Source organism: Leisingera sp. ANG-M6 (assembly GCF_000813905.1).
Classification (GTDB): domain Bacteria; phylum Pseudomonadota; class Alphaproteobacteria; order Rhodobacterales; family Rhodobacteraceae; genus Leisingera.
The window spans coordinates 92,635-113,863 of the sequence record NZ_JWLG01000001.1; the positions used below are offsets into that span (position 1 = coordinate 92,635).

Here is a 21,229-nt window from a genome sequence, read left to right on the forward strand (position 1 = left end):
TGCGGCCCGACACCGCAGCACAGGCAGGCAGAGAAACAGCATCCCATGCAGAAACGGGGCAGCTTCAAGAAGCTCAATCACTTGCGCCAGCTGGACAGCCGCAAGCAGCCGCTGATCGTGCATGCGGAGGAGGCCTGGTTCCGGCACATCCTGGAGGGCGGCTGCGAGTTTTTCGAGAAGATCGGCGCCAGCGCCCATGCGCGGGGCTGCAAGCCGCTGCTGATTCACGCCGAGGATGTCCTGTCCTTCGGGCTTCTGGGGTCAGATCATCTGCAAATCGTCATCGGCCCGAAACGCACGCAGGGGCCGCGCATCTTTCACGCCCAGCCCAGCTATCTGCGCGGCTTCTGGTATCTGGACCCGCAGGGCTATTACTGGAACTCCAGCCTCTCCGGGCAGCTGTTCGACCCGCAAGCGGTGGATGGCGCCGCAGCAGAGCATTTCTTCAACGGCGTGCGCGGCCATGCGCTGCGGCGCAACGTCTCCAAACGGGCGCAAAGCGCGCGCACGCCCGGCGGGCTGGCGCCTGCAGACGCCGCCATTTTCGTGCAGGACATCGAGAAATACCGCGAGCCGGTGCATTACCTGACCACAGCGGAGATGATCACAGCGGCCTGCGCGGCGGTGCCCGGCAGGGTTTACGTCAAGCCGCATCCGCTGCAGAACGGTGAAGCCCTGCGCCGGCTGGAAGAGCTCTGCGCCGGGATTGCCAATGCAGAGCTGAGCCGTGCCAGCGTGCATGACCTGATCGCTGCCTCAGCTGCGGTTGTATCGCAGAACTCCGCCGTCGGGTTCGAGGCGCTGATGCACCGCAAGCCGGTGCTGACCTGCGCGGCGTCCGACTATCATCACGGCACGCTGGTCTGCCGCACTGGGGCGGAGCTGCAGGAGAACCTGAGCCGGGCTGGGGAGGCCTTTGCCGCCTTCCCGTTTGAACGCTATTTCTACTGGTTTCTGGGGCTGCACATGCTGGAGCCGCAAAAGCCGGACTTTGCGGACCGCGCCTGGAACCGGCTGCTGGCCCCCGCCCCGCCGAAATGAACAGCGCCCGGGTTTGCAGCCCGGGCGCTATGCTTTTCAGGACCCAGCGGGATCAGGCAGGCGGATCAGAAATCCTGCCACAAGTCGCGGGCGGCGTTGCCGCTGGCGGCCGCCGCGGCGGGTTGGGGCGCGGGCTGCATGTCCCAATCATCGCCGCCATGGGCGGTCGGCGCCGGCGCTGCTGCCGGGGCGCTGGAGGCCTTGGCCGGGGCGGCCAGCTGGCTGCCGCCCGCGATCTTGAAGTGGGCCACCAGATCGGCCAGCTTGCCAGCATCGGTCTTCAGCATGTGGCCCGCTGCAGTCGCCTCCTCGACCATCGCCGCGTTCTGCTGGGTCACCTGATCCAGCTGGGTCACACCGGTGTTGATCTCGTTGAGGCCGGTGGACTGCTCCGCCGCGCCCTCGGCAATGCCGGAGACCAGCTGCGAAATATGGGTGACCTGGCTGACGATGCTTTGCAGCGCATCGCCCGCCTTGCCCACCAGATCCACCCCGCGCGCGACCTGGCCGGAACTGTCGGAGATCAGCGTCTTGATCTCCATCGCCGCGTCCGACGAGCGCTGCGCCAGCGCCCGCACTTCGCTGGCGACCACCGCAAAGCCGCGGCCCGCCTCGCCGGCCCGCGCGGCCTCAACGCCCGCGTTCAGTGCCAGAAGATTGGTCTGGAAGGCGATGTCGTCGATCACAGAAATGATCTGGCTGATTTTGTTGGAGCTTTCCTCGATCTCGGTCATTGCCGAGACCGCGCTCTGCACCACCTCGCCGCTGGTGCGGGCCTCTTCCTTGGCCTCGTCCATGGTCGCCTCGACACTGCGGGCGCCGTCGGCGGCGGATTTGACGGAGGCGGTCAGCTCATCCAGTGCCGCGGCGGTCTGCTCCAGGGTGGCCGCCTGGCTTTCGGTGCGGTGCGACAGGTCGTCGGAGGCCTGGCTGATCTCGGTGGCGCCGTTGCGGATGCTGGCGGCGGCGGCAATCACCTGCTCCACAGTGGAGCTGAGGTTCCGCGCGGTGGTATTGAAGTCCTGGCGCAGCTGTTCGTAATCCTGCGGGAAGGTCTCGGTGATCTGCGCCGTCAGGTCGCCCTGCGACAGCGCCGACAGCTTGCTGCTGAGCGCCGCCACAACCTTGCTGCGCTTCTCGTTCAGCGCATGTTCGGCATCCTCCAGCTCCTGCTGCCGGATCAGCGCCTGGCGGAAGACATCGACGCTTTGGGCGATCTCCCCCAGTTCGCTGCGCGCATTTGCCGAAGGGATTTCGCTGCTGGTGTCGCCATCCGCCATTGTCTGCATCCGGTTTTTCAAACCGTTCAGCGGGCCGGTCACGCTGCGGGTGATGAAATAGGCAGCAACCATCAGCGCCACCAGGCTGATGCCCAGCACGATCAGCGCCTCGTTGCGCATCATCGCAACATCGGCCTCGATATCGGACACATAGGCGCCGGTGCCGATGATCCAGCCCCAGGGCTTATAGGCCTGCACATAGCCGATCTTGGCTTCCATCACCTCCGAATCGGGTTTCTTGAAGTAATAGGTCAGCTCCCCCGCGCCTTTGGAGGCGGCGATCTTCTCCAGTTCCTGGAACACCTTGATGCCAGTCACATCCTCATAGGCGCCCTGATTGGTGCCTACCCAGTCCGGCACGATGGGGTGCGCCTGAACCACCAGGTCGTGGTCGAAGACAAAGACATAGCCGGAATCACCGAACCGCAGCGCGGTCAGCCGCTCGCGGCCGATATCGCGGGCCTCCTCCGGGGTGAACCGTCCGGATTTGACGCCTTCCTCCAGGTCGTGCAGCAGGCTGACGGCCGTGTCGGTGACATTGTGCAGCTCGGTATGGCGCATCTCATAGGCGTTTTTGACGGACTGCGAGAGCAGCAGGAAGGTCAGCAACGCCATCAGCGACAGCGCAAGCGCCGAAAGCGCGTAGATACGGACAGGCAGACGGTAGAGAAAAGCGGGTATTCTGGACATGTATTCAGAGCCTTCATTGCAGGTCTATTGCCTGCCTGTTTAGGCTTCAGTTTCTAACAAACCCCTACCCGGAAACGCCCCATCCGCGCTTTCACGCCGTATTTCGGGAGGTTTTTGCCGTATTTTGATTGAACTGCCTAAAACCCGCCAGCCAGCGGCGATCCCAACCCGCGTAAAATGAAAACGCCCGGGGATCGCTCCCCGGGCATCTTTGTCTGCAAGACGCTGTTTCGGATCAGAAATCCTGCCACAAGTCGCGGGCGGCGTTGCCGCTGGCGGCCGCCGCGGCGGGCTGGGGCGCGGGCTGCATGTCCCAGTCATCGCCGCCATGGGCGGTCGGCGCCGGCGCTGCTGCCGGGGCGCTGGGGGCCTTGGCCGGGGCGGCCAGCTGGCTGCCGCCCGCGATCTTGAAGTGGGCCACCAGATCGGCCAGCTTGCCAGCATCGGTCTTCAGCATGTGGCCCGCTGCAGTCGCCTCCTCGACCATCGCCGCGTTCTGCTGGGTCACCTGATCCAGCTGGGTCACACCGGTGTTGATCTCGTTGAGGCCGGTCGACTGCTCCGCCGCGCCCTCGGCAATGCCGGAGACCAGCTGCGAAATATGGGTGACCTGGCTGACGATGCTTTGCAGCGCATCGCCCGCCTTGCCCACCAGATCCACCCCGCGCGCGACCTGGCCGGAGCTGTCGGAGATCAGCGTCTTGATCTCCATCGCCGCATCGGAGGAGCGCTGCGCCAGCGCCCGCACTTCGCTGGCGACCACCGCAAAGCCGCGGCCCGCCTCGCCGGCCCGCGCCGCCTCAACGCCCGCGTTCAGTGCCAGAAGATTGGTCTGGAAGGCGATGTCGTCGATCACAGAAATGATCTGGCTGATTTTGTTGGAGCTTTCCTCGATCTCGGTCATTGCCGAGACCGCGCTCTGCACCACCTCGCCGCTGGTGCGGGCCTCTTCCTTTGCCTCGTCCATGGTCGCCTCGACACTGCGGGCGCCGTCGGCGGCGGATTTGACGGAGGCGGTCAGCTCATCCAGTGCCGCGGCGGTCTGCTCCAGGGTGGCCGCCTGGCTTTCGGTGCGGTGCGACAGGTCGTCGGAGGCCTGGCTGATCTCGGTGGCGCCGTTGCGGATGCTGGCGGCGGCGGCAATCACCTGCTCCACAGTGGAGCTGAGGTTCCGCGCGGTGGTGTTGAAGTCCTGGCGCAGCTGTTCGTAATCCTGCGGGAAGGTCTCGGTGATCTGCGCCGTCAGGTCGCCCTGCGACAGCGCCGACAGCTTGCTGCTGAGCGCCGCCACAACCTTGCTGCGCTTCTCGTTCAGCGCATGTTCGGCATCCTCCAGCTCCTGCTGCCGGATCAGCGCCTGGCGGAAGACATCCAGGGTGCGGGCCATCTCGCCGATTTCGCTTTTGTTGGCGGTGGCCGGAATGGCGCTGGCGGTGTCGCCCTCCGCCATCGACTGCATCCGCCCGCGCAAGGCGCTGACCGGCCCGGTGACGCTGCGGGTGATCAGGGTCGCGCCCGCCATCAGAACCGCCAGGGTCACAAGCAGACCTGTCACGGTTGTGATGATGTTTTCCTGCACCTTGGCCTCGATATCCGACACATAGGCACCGGTGCCGATGATCCAGCCCCAGGGCTCATAGACCCGGATATAACCCATCTTGGCCTCGATCACGCCGGTGCTTGCGTTGGCGAAATGATAGATCAGCGAGCCCTGGCCGTCCGCCTTGGCGATCTTGAGCATCTCCTGATAGATCTTGACCCCATTTTCATCGGTCAGGCCAGGCTGGCGCGTGCCCACCCACTCCGGCAGGAAGGCATTTGCGGTGATCACCAGATCGAAATCAAAGGCGTGAAAATCGCCGGCGGTGCCGAACCTGAAGGTCTCCAGCGCCGTGCGCCCCATCTCGCGGGCCGCGGCCTCATCCAGCTGGCCGTCTTCGACCTGACTTTGCAGCGCGTGCAGCTGGCTGAAGGCCAAGTCGGTGATCTGGTGCAGCTCGCGTTCGCGGCTGGCGTATTCGTCGTTATTCGAGCGGACCAGCAGGAAGACGGTCAGCATCGCAAACAAAAGAATCGCCAGGGCAGCCAGAGCGTAGATCCGGACAGGCAGACGGTAGAGAAATGCAGGCATAGTGATTTGGTCCCTTAGTTACAGGCCTAAGCTCTCCTCCCTAGAGACCTGCTCCTAAGAAATTCCTAGCTCGCAGACGATTGCAGCCGCCCGGATGCTGCAGGAAGCCGGCTTCCCCGAGGGGGTTTCAGTGACATTCAAATGATATCAATGGATTATATGGCCTGCACGGCTGCGCAGCGCGCGCGCAAAATGCCGCAGGCAGATCGTTCTGCGACGCCTTCGGGCCGCTTTGCGCCCTGCCGGTTCGGCCGCACAGGCCCGCAGTTCGAGCTTTGCCTGCCGCAACAGATGCGCAGGGAACCGGCCCCCAGAATCGGCGTCTTCACATACATGTGGATTTTGTATCCATTATCCTGTATCTGATTCTCCACAACAACGAACCGACAGGAGGATCTCATGTTCAAATCGCTGGCCGCGGCTGCGGCGCTTGCCCTGGTGCCCTTGGCACCTGCCCTTGCGGATACGCTCGATGATGTGGTGGACCGCGGCACCCTGCGCTGCGGCGTGGTGCTGGATTTCCCGCCGATCGGCTACCGGGATGCCAACAACGAACCGGCAGGCTTTGACGTCGACTACTGCAACGACCTGGCGGCAGCGCTGGAGGTTGATGCCGAGATCCTGCCGGTGACCTGGGCCGAGCGCCTGCCCGCCATCGTGACCGGCCGTGCAGACGTGGTGTTCGGTGCCACCTCCGACAGCCTGGCGCGGGCGCGCACCGTCGGCTTCACCATTCCTTACGCAATCTATTTCGCCCAGGGCGTCGTGAACACCGAAAGCGGCATCGAAAGCTTTGAGGACATCAAGGGCAAGCGGGTGGCCGGCGCCATCGGCACCGTGCCGGAGCAGGAATGGCTGAAGATCGCTGCCGAATGGGGCGAAGAGGGCAATTACCAGGGCTACCAGTCCGAGAACGAGGTGTTCCTGGCTGTGGCGCAGGGCAAGGCGGACATCGGCCTGACCACCAATACCGCGGTGCTGCCGGTAACCCAGCAGTATGAGACCCTGGCGGCCGGCCCGCGGATGCCCTGGACGACCGATTACACCTCGGTCGTCGGCAAGCGCGAGGATGTCACCTGGATCAACTTCCTGAACCTGTTTGTGACCCACCAGGTGCGGTCGGGCCGTTATGCGGAATTGTGGGGCAAATACGTCGGCGGCGACGCGCCTGAGCTGCGCATCCCCGGCGTGCTGTACTGATCCAACGGTGAAACCCGCCCCTGCCAGCCGCGCTCTCCCGGCTGCTGGCAGGGGCTAGGGAGCATAACCCCACATGTTCGACTATAATTTTCACTGGCGGCCGGTGATGAAAAGCCTGCCGGACCTGCTGGAGGCGGCCTCCCTGACGCTGCAGGTGGCAGTGCTGGCGATGGTGCTGGGCATCGTGATCGGCCTCTGCCTGGCGCTGGCGCGGCTGCACCTTCGGGGGCCGGTCTACTGGTTCGCCACCGCCTGGGTGGAGCTGGCCCGCAACACGCCGGCGCTGTTCCAGCTGTTCTTCTTCGGCTTCGGCCTCGGCGCCTTCGGGCTGCATCTGTCGCCCTATCTGATCGTGCTGGCGGGGCTCACCTTCAACTGCGCAGGCTACCTGGCAGAAAACTTCCGCGGCGGCTTCAAGGCGGTGCCGGAAACCCAGATCCGTGCCTCACGCAGCCTTGGCATGACACCATGGCAGGCCTACAGCCGGGTGGTGATCCCGCAGGTGTTCCGCATCGTCTACCACCCGATCACCAACCAGATGGTCTGGGCGGTTCTGATGTCCTCGCTGGGGATGCTGGTGGGCTTCCGCGAATTGTCGGGTGAAACCCAGTTCTTCGCCTCCCGCACCTTCCGCATCTTTGAATATTTTGCGGTCACGGCGGTGATCTACTACGCCATCGTCAAGGTGATCCTGCTGAGCTCGCGGCTGATGGCCGCCCGGCTGTTCCGGTACTGAGGGGGAGAGCCATGGAACCGACACTCAAGTTTTTCAGCGGCTTTGCCCCAAATGACCTGTGGTTCATGGGCGAGGCGGCGCTGCGCACGCTGTGGATTTCCGTCCTGTCGATCTCGCTTGGCACGGTGCTGGGCACCCTGTTCGGCTGGATGCTGTACGAGGGCCGCCGCGCCGCAACCCTGACACTGGCCCCGGTGCTGGACGTGTTCCGTTCTGTGCCGCTGATCATCCAGCTGGTGCTGTTTTACAACTTCGCCCCGATCGTCGGGCTGAACCTTGATCCCTTTGCCTCCGGCACCGTGATCCTGACCGTCTATACCGCGGCGCTGGTGGCCAATGTGGCCCGCGGCGGGATTGAGGCGGTGGGCGCCCCGATGCGCCGCGCCGCACGCAGCCTCGGGCTTAGCTACTGGCAGGACCTGCGCCATGTGGTGCTGCCGATCGGCGGGCGGGCGGTGTTCCCGTCCTGGGTCGGCGTTGCGCTGGGGGTGATGAAGGACAGCGCGCTGGTTTCCGTGCTCGGCTATGTCGAGCTGCTGAAGGCCAGCCAGATCCTGATCACCCGCACCCAGGAGCCGTTCCTGATCCTGGCCCTGGCCGGCGCCTTCTATTTCGCGCTGTCCTATCCGGTCTCCCGCTACGCCACACATCTCGAAAACAGGTGGGCCCAATGATTTCCATCCGCGACCTTCACAAGTATTTCGGCGCTCTGCACGTTCTGAAAGGCATCGACCTGGATGTGCAGAAGGGCGAGGTGCTCTCTGTCATCGGCGCCTCCGGCTCCGGCAAATCGACGCTGCTTTACTGCATCAACGGGCTGGAGATGATCCAGGACGGCGCAGTCACCGTCGACGGCACCGACGTCCATGCCAAGGGCACCGACATCAACAAGCTGCGCCAGAAGCTGGGCATGGTGTTCCAGCAGTGGAATTCCTTTCCCCATCTGACGGCGCTGGAAAACGTGGCGCTGGCACCGCGCATCGTCAAAGGCAAATCCAAGGCTGAGGCCCGCGACATTGCAGCGAAACAGCTGCAGCACGTGGGGCTGGGCGAGAAGCTGGATGTCTACCCCAGCGCCCTGTCCGGCGGCCAGCAGCAGCGGCTGGCAATAGCCCGCGCCCTGGCGATGGAGCCGGAATACATGCTGTTTGACGAGGCGACCTCTGCCCTTGACCCGGAACTGGTGGGCGAGGTGCTGGATACCATGCGCCTCTTGGCAGATGAGGGCATGACGATGATCTGCGTCACCCACGAGATGGGCTTTGCCCGCGATGTCTCCGACCGGGTGGCCTTCTTCCATCAGGGCGTGATGGAGGAGATCGGCCCGCCCGCGCAGATCTTCGGCGACGCCCGGTCCGAACACACCCGCAAATTCCTCGCCAACGTGCGCTGACCCCTTCCCCCGCAGGCTGCCGTGCCTCCCAGCGGCAGCCTGCCCCTAACTGGAGAAATTGGATAATGTCTACAAACGTCTTCACCGGCACCATGCCGGCCCTGATGACCCCCTGCAACCCGGACCGCACGCCGAACTTCGACGCGCTGGTCAAAAAGGGCGAGGAGATGATCGCCGCGGGCATGTCGGCGGTGGTCTACTGCGGTTCGATGGGCGACTGGCCGCTGCTGACCGACGCACAGCGGATGGAGGGCGTCGCCCGCCTCGCCGCCGCAGGCCTGCCGGTTGTGGTCGGCACCGGCGCGATCAACACCAAATCCGCGGTGGATCACGCCCGCCACGCGCAGGAGGTTGGCGCGGCCGGCCTGATGGTGATCCCGCGTGTCCTGTCCCGCGGCACCTCCGTTGCGGCGCAGAAGAACCATTTCAAAGCCATTCTGGACGCGGCTCCAGACGTGCCGGCAATCATCTACAACAGCCCCTACTACGGTTTTGCCACCCGCGCTGAGCTGTTCTTTGCTCTGCGTGCGGAGCACAAGAACCTGATCGGCTTCAAGGAGTTCGGCGGCAAGGACGACCTGCGCTATGCGGCGGAGCATATCACCAGCCAGGACGACCAAGTGACGCTGATGGTCGGCGTCGACACCGAGGTCTACCACGGCTTTGTGAACTGCGGCGCCACCGGTTCGATCACCGGCATCGGCTGCGCCTTGCCCAAGGAGGCGCTGCTGCTGGCGCGCCTGTCGAAACTGGCGGCCGAAGGCAGCGCCGAGGCCCGCGTCCGCGCGCTGGAGCTGACCGACGCCATCCATGTGCTCTCGACCTTCGACGAAGGCCCGGACCTGATCCTCTACTACAAGCACCTCCTGGTGCTGAACGGTGAGGAAGACTACCGCCTGCATTTCAACGAGACTGACGAGCTGTCGGACGCCCAGCGCAACTATTGCGAACAGCAGTACAAGCTGTTCCGCACCTGGTTTGCGGACTGGTCGGCGCAGGGCGGGATCATCGCCGAATGCATGTAGTCGACAGCCACACCGGCGGCGAGCCGACGCGCGTGATCCTGGAGGGCGGTCCCGATCTGGGCACCGGCCCGCTGGCAGAGCGCGCGCGGCGGCTGGCAGAGGACCACATGGGCTTCTGCCACGCCGTCATGCGCGAGCCGCGCGGCCAGCCCGCCATGGTCGGCGCGCTGCTGGTGCAGCCCACCGATCCCACCTGCGCCGCTGGCGTCATCTATTTTGATGCCGATGCAGTGCTGGGCATGTGCGGCCACGGCACCATCGGGCTGGCGGTGACGCTGGCCCATCTGGGCCTGATCACCCCCGGCAGCCACCGCATCGAGACCCCCGTCGGCGTGGTGACGATGCTGCTGGAGGATGCCAATACCGTCACCGTCACCAACATCGAAAGCCGCCGGGTGACCGCGGCGGCCAAGGTTTCCCTGCCGGACGGCAGCACAGTGACCGGCGACGTCGCCTATGGCGGCAACTGGTTCTTCATTGTCGAACCCGGCCCGCTGCCCCTGCGCAGGGAAAACATCCGCGCCCTGACCGATCACGCCATCGCCATCCGCACCGCCGCCAATGCCCAAGGGGTGGGCGGCGAAAACGGCGAACCCATCGACCATGTGATCTTTCAGGACGCCTCCCCCCGCGCGGGCATTCACAGCCGCAACTTCGTGCTCTGCCCGGATGATACCTACGACCGCTCCCCCTGCGGCACCGGCAGTTCCGCCCGGCTGGCCTGCCTGGCAGCAGCGGGGCGGCTGCAACCGGGCGAGGAGATCATCCAGGAAAGCATCATCGGCTCCCCCTACCGCCTGTCCTATCAGCCGGGCACGGATGGCGGGGTGATCCCCACCCTCAGCGGCCAGGCCTTTGTGATGGGCGAGGGCAAGCTGTTCTTCAGCCCCGATGACCCCTTCCGCGGCGGCATCCTTGCGGGTTCGGAGGAACCTGCATGACAGCGCACCCTTCAGACGATATCCTCGTCATCGGCGCCGGCATCATCGGCCTCAGCGCCGCGCTGGAACTGCAGAAACAGGGCCGCCGCGTGCGCATCCTCGACCGCACCGGCGTCGCGGCAGAGGCCTCGGCGGCCAGCGCCGGCGCCTTCGCCTTTACCGACATCGTGCCGCTGGCGACGCCCGGCATCATGCGCAAGGCCCCCAAGTGGCTGCTGGATCCGCTGGGCCCCTTGTCGGTGCCACCCGCCTATGCGCTGCAGATCGCGCCCTGGATGCTGCGCTTCTGGCGCGCCAGCTGGCGCAGCCGCTACCAGGCCGCGCTGCAGGCGCAGGTGCTGCTGATGGCGCATTCCCGCGCTGCGCTGGAACGCCAGATCGCCGATGTGGACGGCGAGCCGCTGATGCAGCGCGAGGGGCAGTTGCAGCTCTACGAGGGCGACACCGCCTTCCGCGCCGCCCTGCCCGACTGGCAGCTGCGGCGCGCGCATGGCATCCGTTTCGACCTGCTGCGCAGCCCCGCTGCGATTGCCGAGGTTCAGCCCGGCCTCGCCCCCCGTTTCACCCATGCCGCATTCACCCCCGACTGGATGAACACAGTAAACCCCAAGACCTGGGCGGAACATCTGGCGCAGACCTTTGTGGCACGTGGCGGCAGAATCGGCACCGCCGCAGTCACCGCCCTGCGCAGCGAAGGCGGGCAGTCTGTGGCGCAGACCAAGGACGGCCCGGTCTCCGCCAGCCAAATCGTGGTCGCCTGCGGAGCCTGGTCGCACCATCTCGCCCGCACCCTGGGCGAAACCTTCCCGCTGGAGACCGAACGCGGCTACAACACCACGCTGCCCCCCGGCGCCTTTGGCCTGAAGACCCACCTGACCTTCCCGGCGCATGGCTTTGTCGTCAGCAAGATCAGCGGCGGCGTGCGGGTTGGCGGCGCTGTAGAACTCGGCGGGCTGAAACTGCCGCCCAATTACCGCCGCGCCGATATCCTGCTGCAGAAGGCCAAGCATTTCCTGCCGGATCTCGACACCGCGGGCGGCAGCCAATGGATGGGCTTCCGCCCCTCGATGCCCGACAGCCTGCCGGTGATCAGCCGCTCCGCCCGCTCGGACGGCGTGATCTATGCCTTCGGCCACGGCCATCTGGGCCTGACCCAGGCCGCAGGCACCGCTGAGCTGGTGGCCGCACTGGCCGCAAACACTCCCGCCGCGCTGCCGATGCAGCCCTACGCCGCTACCAGGTTCTGACCCGCAGCTGAAAGGAGCCGCGCCATGAAAATCACCCAGCTCACTGTCTATCAGGTCGATCTGCCGCTGAAGGAAGGCCGCTACAGCTGGTCGAACGGCAATTATGTTGATGTCTTCGACAGCACCGTGCTGGAAATCACCACCGACGTGGGGCTGACCGGCTATGCCGAGTGCTGCCCGCTGGGCTCCGCCTACCTGCCCTCCTTCGCCCGCGGCGTGCGCGCCGGTCTGGCCGAACTGGCGCCGCATCTCATTGGCCAGGACCCGCTGAATATCGGCGGCATCAACCGCACCATGGACGCCGCCCTGCGCGGCCACCCCTATGCCAAGGCGCCGGTCGACATTGCCTGCTGGGACCTTCTGGGCAAGGCCACCGGTCAGCCGGTATACACCCTGCTGGGCGGCGCCGCGCAGGACGATGTGGTGCTCTACCGCGCCATCAGCCAAGAAGACCCGGAAACCATGGCCCGCAAGATCGAGGGCTATGCCGCCGAGGGCTACACCAAGTTCCAGCTGAAGGTCGGCGGCGAGGCCAACGACGATATCGACCGCATCCATGCCACCCGCGCGGTGCTGAAGAAATCCGACCTGCTGGTGGCCGACGCCAACACCGGCTGGACCCGGCACGAGGCGGCGCGGGTGGTTGGCGCCATCGCGGGCCTCGACGTTTATGTGGAACAGCCCTGCCTGACCTACGAGGAAAGCGTCTCAATCCGCCGCCGCACTGCACTGCCCTTTGTAATGGACGAGGTGATCGACACCCCCAACACCCTGGTGCGCGGCATTGCCGAGGATGCGATGGACGTGATCAACCTCAAAATCTCCAAGGTCGGCGGCCTGAGCCGGGCGCGGCTGATGCGCGACCTTTGTGTGGCGCACGGCATCCCGATGACCATCGAGGACACCTGGGGCGGCGACATCACCACCGCCGCCATCGCCCATCTGGCCCGCTCCACCCCGGCCGAGTTCACCTTCTCCGCCACCGACTTCAACAGCTATGGCACCGTTGACATTGCCAGCGGCGCGCCCAAGCGTGTGAACGGGCGGATGACCGCCCCGGACACGCCCGGCCTGGGGATCACCCCGATCTTCGAGGCCCTGGGCGAACCGGTTGCCCGCTATTCCTGAGGAGGCCTGCGGATGCGCAGCAGCAAGACCATCCATGTGATTTCCGCCCATGCAGAGGGCGAGGTGGGCGATGTCATCGTTGGCGGCGTCGCACCGCCGCCGGGCGACACCCCGTGGGAACAGCGCGCCTTCATCGACCGCGACCAAACCCTGCGCAACTTCGTCCTGAACGAACCCCGCGGCGGCGTGTTCCGCCATGTGAACCTCTTGGTGCCGCCCAAGCACCCGGAGGCCGACATGGGCTTCATCATCATGGAGCCGGAATACACCCCGCCAATGTCCGGCTCCAACTCGATCTGCGTCTCCACCGTGCTCTTGGACGGAGGCATCCTGCCGATGCAGGAGCCGGAAACCCATCTGGTGCTGGAGGCCCCCGGCGGGCTGGTGCGGGTGCGCGCCGAATGCCGGAACGGCAAGGCAGAACGGATCTTCGTGCAGAACGTGCCCAGCTTCGCTGGGGAGACCGGCGCGGCGCTGGAGGTGCCGGGCATTGGCACCCTGACCGTCGACACCGCTTATGGCGGCGACAGTTTCGTGGTGGTGCAGGCCGCCGATCTGGGGCTGGAGATCACAGAGGCAAACGCCAAGCAGATCGCCCAGCACGGCACCCGCATTCTGGAGGCCGCCAACGCGCAGCTGGGTTTCACCCACCCGGAGAACCCGGACTGGACCCACATCTCCTTCTGCGCCTTCTGCGGCCCGCTGGAACAAACGGAAACCGGTCTCCGCAGCCGGTCAGCAGTGGCGATCCAGCCGGGCAAGGTCGACCGTTCCCCTACCGGCACCGCGGTCTCTGCCCGCATGGCACTGATGCTGGCCAAGGGGCAGATGGAACTGGGGCAGACCTTTGAGGCCGTTTCGATCATCGGCTCGTGTTTCACCGGGCGCATCGTGGAACAGACCACTGTGGGCACCCGTCCGGCCATTGTCCCCGAACTCAGCGGCCGCGGCTGGATCACCGGCATTCACCAGCACATGCTGGACCCGGACGATCCCTGGCCCGGCGGCTACCGTCTCAGCGACACCTGGGGCGCCTGACAGGTCCGGCTTTTGGATACAATATGCCAATACCGGATCCAGCCCGCCCGCGCGGCCAGCTGGACCGGGCCGGCTGCTTGTACAGACAGGGAAAACCCACTAGCGTATCCAAAATACGAATAGCAGACCCGACGAGGCCCCCATGGCAGGCAAACGCGCCGTTACCCGCAGCTCCCTCCCGGAAGTGATTGCCGACGACCTGCGCGAGCGTATCCTGAGCGGCGAGCTGGCAGAGGGCGAGACCATCCGGCAGGAGGCGCTGGCAGAGGAATACGCCGTCTCCCGCATGCCGATCCGCGAGGCGCTGAAACGGCTGGACGCCGAAGGGCTGGTGCAGTTCACCACCAACCGCGGCGCTTCTGTCACCAAGCACTCGCTGCGCGAGATTGCGGAGATCTTCGACCTGCGCATCCTGCTGGAGGTGGACCTGTTCCGCCGCGCGATCCCGGCGATGACTGCACAGGATTTCACCCGCTGCACTCAGATCCTCAAGGACATGGACGCCTCATACGATGCCAATGACGTGGCCAAATGGGGCGCGCTCAATCACAAATACCACTCGGCGCTTTATGCCGCTGCGGACCGCAAGCTGACCAACGAGGTGCTGCAGGGCATCAGCCTGCATTGCGACCGCTTCATCCGGATGCACCTCAGCGTGATGAAGCAGCGCGAACCGGCCAAGAAGGAGCACCACGACCTCCTGGACCTGGCCCAGGCCCGCGATGTGGAGGGCGCCTGCGCCGCGCTGACCCATCACATCTCCCGCACCAAGGAGGAACTGCTGTCGCTGGTCGCCGAACACCGCGCCACGGCTGACAGCTAACCCGCCCTATTTCAGCTTCTGACACGTGAAACGCCCGGTTTTCTCCGGCGCTCCTCTTGCGCAACTCGCATTTTGTATCCATTATCCTGTATCAAGATTCACTGATCCCACCAAACAGAGGCCCGCCCATGTTCACACCGCACGGAAACCACCTGATCGCAGGCGCCTGGGTGCCCGGCGGCACCCGCTTCCCCTCCGCCCCCGCCACAGGCCCCAGCCACGATTTCTCCGTTGGCCGCGTCAGTGACGTGAATGCCGCGGTAGAGGCGGCAGAGGACGCCTTTGCCAGCTACGGCAGCACCAGCCGGGCCGAGCGCGCCGCCTTCCTCCACGCCATCGCGGATGAGATTGAGGCCCGCGCGGAAGACATCACCGCCATCGGCACCCAGGAAACCGGCCTGCCCGAGGCCCGCCTGCAGGGCGAGCGCGGACGCACCACGGGTCAGCTGCGCATCTTTGCCGAGCATATCCTCAAGGGCGATTACCTCGACCGCCGCTATGACGCCGCCCTGCCGGACCGCGCGCCCCTGCCCCGGCCCGATATGCGGATGATGCAGCGCCCGCTGGGGCCGGTCGCGGTCTTCGGCGCCTCCAACTTCCCGCTCGCCTTCTCCACCGCCGGCGGCGACACCGCCGCAGCGCTGGCGGCGGGCTGCCCGGTGGTGGTCAAGGGCCACAGCGCCCACCCCGGCACCGGCGAAATCGTTGCAGAAGCCATCCTGGCCGCGATCACCAGATGCGGCCTCCACCCCGGCGTCTTCAGCCTGATCCAGGGCGGAAACCGCGAGGTCGGCGCGGCGCTGGTGCAGCACCCGCTGATCAAGGCGGTGGGCTTCACCGGCTCGCTTGCAGGCGGGCGCGCCCTGTTCGACCTCTGCGCCGCACGGCCAGAGCCGATCCCCTTTTTCGGCGAGCTGGGGTCCGTGAACCCGATGTTCATCCTCGCCGCCGCCCTCACCAATCGCGGCGCGGAGATCGCCACCGGCTGGGCCGCCTCGCTGACTATGGGCGCGGGCCAGTTCTGCACCAACCCCGGCATCGCCGTGCTGCGCGCAGGCACTGACGCGGACCGTTTCATCGACACCGCCACCGCCGCCCTGTCAGCGGTCGCCCCCCAGACCATGCTGACCGAGGGCATCGCCAGCGCCTACCAGGACGGCCAGCGCCGCGTCGCCGCCACCGCGGGCGTGCGCGAACTGCTGACCACCAGCTGCGACACCCGCACCGCCGCGCCCTATCTGTATGTCACCGAAGCCCGCACCTGGCTCGACAACGAGATCCTGGCCGAGGAGGTCTTTGGCCCGCTGGGTCTGGTGATCACCGCCGGGAGCGACGCCGAGATGCTGGAGATCGCCCGCGCGCTGCAAGGCCAGCTGACCTGCACCCTGCATCTGGATCAGGCTGACACCGCCCAGGGCCAGGCCCTGCTGCCGGTGCTGGAGCGTAAAGCCGGCCGGGTGCTGGCCAACGGCTTCCCCACCGGGGTTGAGGTCAGCGACACCATGGTCCACGGCGGCCCCTACCCGGCCTCCACCAACTTCGGCGCGACCTCGGTGGGCACCCTCTCCATCCGCCGCTTCCTGCGCCCCGTGTGTTATCAGAACATTCCGGAGGCGCTGCTGCCGGAGGACCTGCGGGAGGGGTGAGCGGGCTGGCTTGCGGATGCTGTCTTGATGAATGCAGAAGGCCCCGGAGGTGATCCGGGGCCTTTTTACCATTTGGTCTAGATGGAATAGATGCGTGGAAGCGGCGATCAGCCCAGCAAAACAAAAATATTCCGAGGCCGGCTTCAAACACTTTTGTCGCGGATGTCGTCACCTAAAAAGCTTCGAACCCAATTCCGTAGCCCCGTCACCCGAAGACTTCTACTACTTTTGCTTCTCGTTCGAGATGTCGCCCCCTGACGAAAATCAGAAATATTGGCATCGGCTTGAGCTGAGGTGTCGTCTTCAGCTGGAGCCTGTTGGTAGGCGGACACGAAAGCTGAAAGAGCCTTAGATAGCTCTTCATCACTTCTAAAACCTTCAATGTCCAAGAACGCATGCAAAGTGTAACAGTAGTTCTGCGTTTCAAACATCGACTTTATTTCGGCGTTTGCAAACAGATTACCGATCCTCTCTAGAGACTGCCTAACCTTCTTTACGTCACTTTCGTAGTCCGAATAAACATCGCTGTAGGCATCATAAAGATCGTTGATCGACTTGGCACTCTCATTGGTTATACCATTGCGTTCGTAACCTAGCAGCTGACTTGCGAACTCTACATCCAGCATCCGCCGGACATCATTCTGTGAAAAGATGTCCAATGCTTTCATCTCATCACTATCCGCCACCTCAACAGATGCCTTCAAGAACTTCCCATTGAGCGTGGCATTGCGCAACTCTTGTGGATTTAGCGAGCGATCTGTTTCATTCAAGCGGGCGAAAATCAGACGAATTTCATCTTTTGTTACCCAAGTCGGAATCTGCCTTGAGTTCAACTTGTAATTTAGGATTTTCGACTTCTCCTGTTGAGACAAGTCTTTCCAATACTTATTCGCATAGGCCTCATCTCTCCGCTCGTCATCCAGATAAGAAGACTTCAAGGGCCACTCGTTATTTATGAACTGCCGCAGTGTAGAAATTCGTTGCTGACCATCCACGATGCTAAAAGTCTCTGCAAGAGTCTCTGGGTTTGGATCCTGTTTCCAGACGTATATTTCCGGCATCGGAAATTCCATCAGGACTGTTTCGAGCAGTCGAACTTTCTGCTTGTCCGTCCAAACAAGTCGCCTTTGAAAATCACGATCAACAAAGTATTCGCCCTCGCGCATCCCTTTTACGACGCCCGCAACACTCAATTCAGAGAAGCTAATTTCACTATTGAATCCCATGTTCTTCCCCTAGTTTCTCCAAGCTCCAGATGTGATAGGACTTCACATCCGCCCACGACGAATAGATCCTGACCTTGATTTGTTGCGCTATGCCAAGTCGTGTTGACGCTTGCTTCCTTGCCTTCTGAAGCAGCAACATCAGGTCTCTCAGGTACATTGTGTCTCGGTATTCTTCAGTACCAATCATAATGAACCTTCTGAAAACGTCCCCCTGGAACATTCTTCTTGCGTCAATAGCACCATTGTAGTGTGCGGTTCGCAGATGCTTCCATGTTGAATTGAACAGCCCTTTAGACACAACGACCAAGTCTATATCTGAGGGACTTTCATCCTCTTCACTTGGCTGAAAGGCCCGAAAGTTCTTTCCTGGAGCCATGCTGAAGCCATACTTTCCACTTCCCACAATGGCAACGTCCGAGGCCGCAACGCCGAAAACCCCGCCAAGTACGGAGCGGAAATCTTCGTACTCGCTCCCTGTTCTTGTCGGAAAATACCACGCGTGACCATCAAAAAGCTTCTCGTCAGTGAAACGTACAGCACCGTCCCTGCGCAAGTGCCTTAGTAGGTCGCTGCTGTTCATGCTTCAAACATCCAAATAGCCAAAGTTCAAATCAATGCTTTCGTTCAGTTGACGCTGTCTGCACCCAACTCAATGTGGAAAGGCCCCCGCTTTCGCGAGGGCCTTCCAATTTGTCAGAGAGGCAAATCTCAGAGTCCGGTGGACACGTCGATGGTGTTGCCTTCTTCCAGGGTGACATAGGCTTTTTTCACGTCTTTACGCTTGCCCATCTGGCCGCGGAAACGCTTGACCTTACCCTTGGTGACTGTGGTGTTGACCGCTTTCACCTTGACGCCAAAGAGAGCTTCGACAGCTTCCTTGATCATCGGCTTGTTGGAGTCGATTGCCACTTCGAAAACCACTGCGCCGTTCTCGGACGCCATGGTGGATTTCTCGGTGATGATCGGCTTGCGGATCACGTCGTAGTGTTCTGCCTTCACGCTCATTTCAGACGAGCCTCCAGTGCTTCGACACCCGCCTTGGTGATCACCAGGGTGTCACGCTTCAGGATGTCATAGACGTTGGCACCGATGGTCGGCAGGATGTCCAGACCTTCGATGTTGCGCGACGCTTGCAGGAAGCCTTCGTTGACCGCTGCGCCGTCGATGATCAGCGCGCGCTTCCAGCCCAGGTTTTTCACCTGCTTGGCCAGAGCTGCAGTCTTGCCTTCGGAAGCAGCGTCCTCGATGATGACCAGTTCGCCCGCTTTCGCCTTTGCGGACAGCGCGTGGCGCAGGCCCAGCTTGCGGAACTTCTTGGTCAGCTCGTGGCCGTGCGAACGCGGGGTCGGACCCTTGTAGATACCACCCTTGCGGAAGATCGGCGCGTTGCGGTCACCGTGGCGTGCGCCGCCGGTGCCCTTCTGGCGGTAGATCTTCTTGGTCGAGTAGGAGGTCTCGGAGCGGGTTTTCACCTTGTGGGTGCCGGCCTGCGCGTTGTTGCGCTGCCAGCGGACCACGCGGTGCAGGATGTCCGCACGCGGCTCCAGGCCGAACAGGTCTTCGGACAGTTCGATGTCGCCCGCTTTGCCGCCGTCCAGTTTGATCACGTCAAGTTTCATGCTTCACCACCTTCCGCGGCAACTTCCGCAGTTTTCAGAGCGGCCGGGAAAGGCAGACCCTCGGGGGCTTTCTTCTTCACGGCGTCCTTGACGGTAACCCAGCCGGATTTCGGGCCCGGTACGGCGCCCTTGATGAAGACCAGGCCGCGCTCGGCGTCGGTTTTCACCACTTCCAGGTTCTGGGTGGTCACGCGGGCTGCGCCCATGTGGCCGGCCATTTTCTTGCCTTTGAAGACCTTGCCCGGGTCCTGACACTGACCGGTCGAACCGTGCGAACGGTGCGAGATCGACACACCGTGCGAGGCGCGCAGGCCGCCGAAGTTGTGCCGCTTCATGGCACCGGCGAAACCTTTACCGATCGAGGTGCCGGTGACGTCCACTTTCTGGCCAGCCAGGAAGTGTTCGGCCGAGATTTCGGCGCCGACTTCGATCAGGCCGTCCGCGGGAACGCGGAATTCGACCAGCTTGCGCTTGGGTTCAACCTTGGCAGCTGCAAACACGCCGCGCATGGCTTGCGAGGTGCGCTTTGCCTTGGCGGAGCCTGCACCCAGCTGAACGGCGGTGTAGCCGTCTTTTTCCTCGGTGCGCTGAGCAACGACCTGCAGGCCGTCCAGGGACAGAACGGTCACAGGGATCTGCTTGCCGTCTTCCATGAACAGGCGGGTCATGCCCACTTTCTTAGCGATAATTCCGGAACGCATAATCTATACCCTCCGAACTTACGACTGCAGCTTGATTTCGACGTCAACGCCGGCAGCCAGGTCGAGCTTCATCAGCGCGTCCACGGTCTGCGGGGTCGGGTCGACGATATCGAGAAGGCGCTTGTGGGTGCGGATCTCGAACTGGTCGCGGGATTTCTTGTCCACGTGGGGGCCACGCAGAACAGTGAATTTCTCGATCTTGTTCGGCATCGGGATCGGGCCGCGCACTTGCGCGCCGGTCCGCTTGGCAGTGTTGACGATCTCTTGCGTGGACGCATCCAGCACGCGATAGTCAAATGCCTTCAGCCGGATACGGATGTTTTGGCTTTGCATCGTACAGCCTTTTATTCAGGCGTTGGGGTTGAGAGGAGGGCCTGCGACCACCGCAACCCCTCATCGAACCCAAAAGGCGGGAATCATCCCGCCCCTATTCGCACGCGGCGAACTCGCGCCCTATACGCCCTATGGCCCCATGAGGCAAGGGGTTTCGCCGCGAAACAGTTGCGTTTGCGGCGCACGGTGCGTTTGGGGTTTGTTTAGAAGTGTCCTAGGCGTTGCGCCCTGTGCCGGAAGCCCAGAGCCGAGCCGCAAACCCTGTGGATGAAGAAGTCGGCGGGTCGCCTAGGTCCCGTCTTATCTCCCAAACAAGAACTGACCATAACTGGTCATGTTTCGCTTGGGAAAACTCTCGATTTGACGCAGAAATTTCATCGATAAAATTATGCAATGCAGAGATTACACCGTTAGATCCAACAAGATGCAAATTATTAACCGATGTTGCGAAACGTCTTTGCGCGTCAGCAGTAGTTTTCTGTCCCACGATCCCGGAAGCCGCCCCCAAGAACTCTTCATAATATGTAAGCTTCTTCGATCTCCAAGAAGCTTCACGCTCTGCACGCTTCGTGAAGTAGAAGGTACCAGCTGAAACGAGGATCGTTCCCAAAGCGGTAATGATTGCTGCCCACATTTCACTCTCCAATGTGCGGCGAGGTTTTCCCAATAAACTTGAACAGTCAATACTTCGCCCGGACGCCCCGCGTTCGGGTCGCGACCGGCCTGCACCGAACCGGAGGTTTGCCTTCGGCAAAACGGGCGGGCGCGATTTACATCGCCCCCGGAGCTGGCGCTCCCTGCGGCCTCAAAAGCTCCACCGGAGCTTTTGCAAGACGGCCTTCGACCCCAGGCCGGTCCCTGCCCTGTTCAGAGCTAACCGCATAGAAAAAGGGCCTCCCGAGGGAGGCCCTTTCTAAATTCAGAACCGTGTGGGCTCTCAGCGGTTTTCTAGCGAAAACCGCCTGCCGCCCACCGTTTCAAAATCATTATTCAATGATTTTGGAAACAACACCGGCGCCGACGGTGCGGCC

At 63.2% G+C, this 21,229-nt stretch carries 21 protein-coding genes; 12 read left to right on the forward strand and 9 right to left on the reverse strand.

Going from position 1 to position 21,229, the window contains the following annotated elements; all coding sequences use genetic code 11:
- Nucleotides 1-45 precede the first annotated feature (45 nt).
- Nucleotides 46-1,041 (forward strand): capsular polysaccharide export protein, LipB/KpsS family, encoded by a 996-nt coding sequence (locus RA24_RS00410; protein ID WP_039188967.1) that lies wholly within the window; start codon nucleotides 46-48, stop codon nucleotides 1,039-1,041.
- A gap of 65 nt (nucleotides 1,042-1,106) precedes the next feature.
- Here RA24_RS00410 and RA24_RS00415 read toward each other — a convergent pair whose 3' ends face one another.
- On the reverse strand, nucleotides 1,107-3,011 hold the full coding sequence (locus RA24_RS00415; RefSeq protein ID WP_241480871.1) for a methyl-accepting chemotaxis protein: 1,905 nt from the start codon (nucleotides 3,009-3,011) through the stop codon (nucleotides 1,107-1,109).
- 235 nt (nucleotides 3,012-3,246) lie between these two features.
- A complete protein-coding gene (locus RA24_RS00420; protein ID WP_039188968.1) occupies nucleotides 3,247-5,142 on the reverse strand; it encodes a methyl-accepting chemotaxis protein in 1,896 nt (631 codons plus the stop codon).
- A 399-nt stretch (nucleotides 5,143-5,541) separates the two neighbouring features.
- Between RA24_RS00420 and RA24_RS00430 the strand changes: the two genes are divergently transcribed.
- The 11 genes from RA24_RS00430 (at nucleotide 5,542) to RA24_RS00480 (ending at nucleotide 16,319) form a co-directional block, all read left to right on the forward strand.
- Nucleotides 5,542-6,342, forward strand: coding sequence for a transporter substrate-binding domain-containing protein (locus RA24_RS00430; protein ID WP_039148525.1), 801 nt, complete (start codon nucleotides 5,542-5,544; stop codon nucleotides 6,340-6,342).
- 73 nt (nucleotides 6,343-6,415) lie between these two features.
- Complete coding sequence (locus tag RA24_RS00435) at nucleotides 6,416-7,078, forward strand: amino acid ABC transporter permease (RefSeq protein ID WP_039187376.1); 663 nt, start codon at nucleotides 6,416-6,418, stop codon at nucleotides 7,076-7,078.
- 11 nt (nucleotides 7,079-7,089) lie between these two features.
- The gene (locus tag RA24_RS00440) at nucleotides 7,090-7,752 is read left to right on the forward strand and encodes an amino acid ABC transporter permease (RefSeq protein ID WP_019298488.1); all 663 of its coding nucleotides are present in this window, start codon (nucleotides 7,090-7,092) and stop codon (nucleotides 7,750-7,752) included.
- Nucleotides 7,749-8,471, forward strand: a complete 723-nt coding sequence (locus tag RA24_RS00445; RefSeq protein WP_019298489.1) for an amino acid ABC transporter ATP-binding protein — start codon at nucleotides 7,749-7,751, stop codon at nucleotides 8,469-8,471. Before RA24_RS00440 ends, RA24_RS00445 begins: the two co-directional genes overlap by 4 nt.
- A 65-nt stretch (nucleotides 8,472-8,536) precedes the next feature.
- Nucleotides 8,537-9,496 (forward strand): dihydrodipicolinate synthase family protein, encoded by a 960-nt coding sequence (locus RA24_RS00450; protein ID WP_039188972.1) that lies wholly within the window; start codon nucleotides 8,537-8,539, stop codon nucleotides 9,494-9,496.
- A complete protein-coding gene (locus tag RA24_RS00455; protein ID WP_039188974.1) occupies nucleotides 9,487-10,437 on the forward strand; it encodes a 4-hydroxyproline epimerase in 951 nt (316 codons plus the stop codon). Before RA24_RS00450 ends, RA24_RS00455 begins: the two co-directional genes overlap by 10 nt.
- Entirely contained in the window at nucleotides 10,434-11,684 is a 1,251-nt protein-coding gene (locus RA24_RS00460; protein ID WP_039188975.1) for an NAD(P)/FAD-dependent oxidoreductase, read from the forward strand. The genes RA24_RS00455 and RA24_RS00460 overlap by 4 nt, the downstream gene beginning before the upstream one ends.
- 24 nt (nucleotides 11,685-11,708) lie before the next feature.
- Nucleotides 11,709-12,812 carry a cis-3-hydroxy-L-proline dehydratase gene (locus RA24_RS00465; RefSeq protein ID WP_039188977.1) on the forward strand — a complete coding sequence of 368 codons (1,104 nt, stop codon included), beginning with the start codon at nucleotides 11,709-11,711 and terminating at the stop codon, nucleotides 12,810-12,812.
- A gap of 12 nt (nucleotides 12,813-12,824) precedes the next feature.
- Nucleotides 12,825-13,850 (forward strand): trans-3-hydroxy-L-proline dehydratase, encoded by a 1,026-nt coding sequence (locus RA24_RS00470; protein ID WP_039188979.1) that lies wholly within the window; start codon nucleotides 12,825-12,827, stop codon nucleotides 13,848-13,850.
- 142 nt (nucleotides 13,851-13,992) lie between these two features.
- Nucleotides 13,993-14,673 carry a GntR family transcriptional regulator gene (locus RA24_RS00475; protein WP_039188981.1) on the forward strand — a complete coding sequence of 227 codons (681 nt, stop codon included), beginning with the start codon at nucleotides 13,993-13,995 and terminating at the stop codon, nucleotides 14,671-14,673.
- Nucleotides 14,674-14,801: 128 nt separating this feature from the next.
- Nucleotides 14,802-16,319, forward strand: a complete 1,518-nt coding sequence (locus RA24_RS00480) for an aldehyde dehydrogenase (NADP(+)) (protein ID WP_039188982.1) — start codon at nucleotides 14,802-14,804, stop codon at nucleotides 16,317-16,319.
- A 143-nt stretch (nucleotides 16,320-16,462) separates the two neighbouring features.
- Here the strand turns inward: RA24_RS00480 and RA24_RS00485 are convergent, their stop codons facing one another.
- From RA24_RS00485 to RA24_RS22135, 7 genes are all read right to left on the reverse strand, one after another.
- Nucleotides 16,463-17,545 carry a DUF262 domain-containing protein gene (locus RA24_RS00485; protein ID WP_039188985.1) on the reverse strand — a complete coding sequence of 361 codons (1,083 nt, stop codon included), beginning with the start codon at nucleotides 17,543-17,545 and terminating at the stop codon, nucleotides 16,463-16,465.
- Nucleotides 17,532-18,125 (reverse strand): hypothetical protein, encoded by a 594-nt coding sequence (locus RA24_RS00490; RefSeq protein WP_039188987.1) that lies wholly within the window; start codon nucleotides 18,123-18,125, stop codon nucleotides 17,532-17,534. The genes RA24_RS00485 and RA24_RS00490 overlap by 14 nt, the downstream gene beginning before the upstream one ends.
- Before the next feature lie 128 nt (nucleotides 18,126-18,253).
- Nucleotides 18,254-18,550, reverse strand: a complete 297-nt coding sequence (locus RA24_RS00495; RefSeq protein ID WP_039188990.1) for a 50S ribosomal protein L23 — start codon at nucleotides 18,548-18,550, stop codon at nucleotides 18,254-18,256.
- Complete coding sequence (rplD, locus tag RA24_RS00500; protein WP_019298499.1) at nucleotides 18,547-19,164, reverse strand: 50S ribosomal protein L4; 618 nt, start codon at nucleotides 19,162-19,164, stop codon at nucleotides 18,547-18,549. Before rplD ends, RA24_RS00495 begins: the two co-directional genes overlap by 4 nt.
- Entirely contained in the window at nucleotides 19,161-19,865 is a 705-nt protein-coding gene (rplC, locus tag RA24_RS00505; RefSeq protein WP_019298500.1) for a 50S ribosomal protein L3, read from the reverse strand. Before rplC ends, rplD begins: the two co-directional genes overlap by 4 nt.
- A gap of 18 nt (nucleotides 19,866-19,883) precedes the next feature.
- The gene (gene rpsJ / locus RA24_RS00510) at nucleotides 19,884-20,198 is read right to left on the reverse strand and encodes a 30S ribosomal protein S10 (RefSeq protein ID WP_019298501.1); all 315 of its coding nucleotides are present in this window, start codon (nucleotides 20,196-20,198) and stop codon (nucleotides 19,884-19,886) included.
- 214 nt (nucleotides 20,199-20,412) lie between these two features.
- Nucleotides 20,413-20,832, reverse strand: coding sequence for a hypothetical protein (locus tag RA24_RS22135; protein WP_152612784.1), 420 nt, complete (start codon nucleotides 20,830-20,832; stop codon nucleotides 20,413-20,415).
- Nucleotides 20,833-21,229 lie beyond the last annotated feature (397 nt).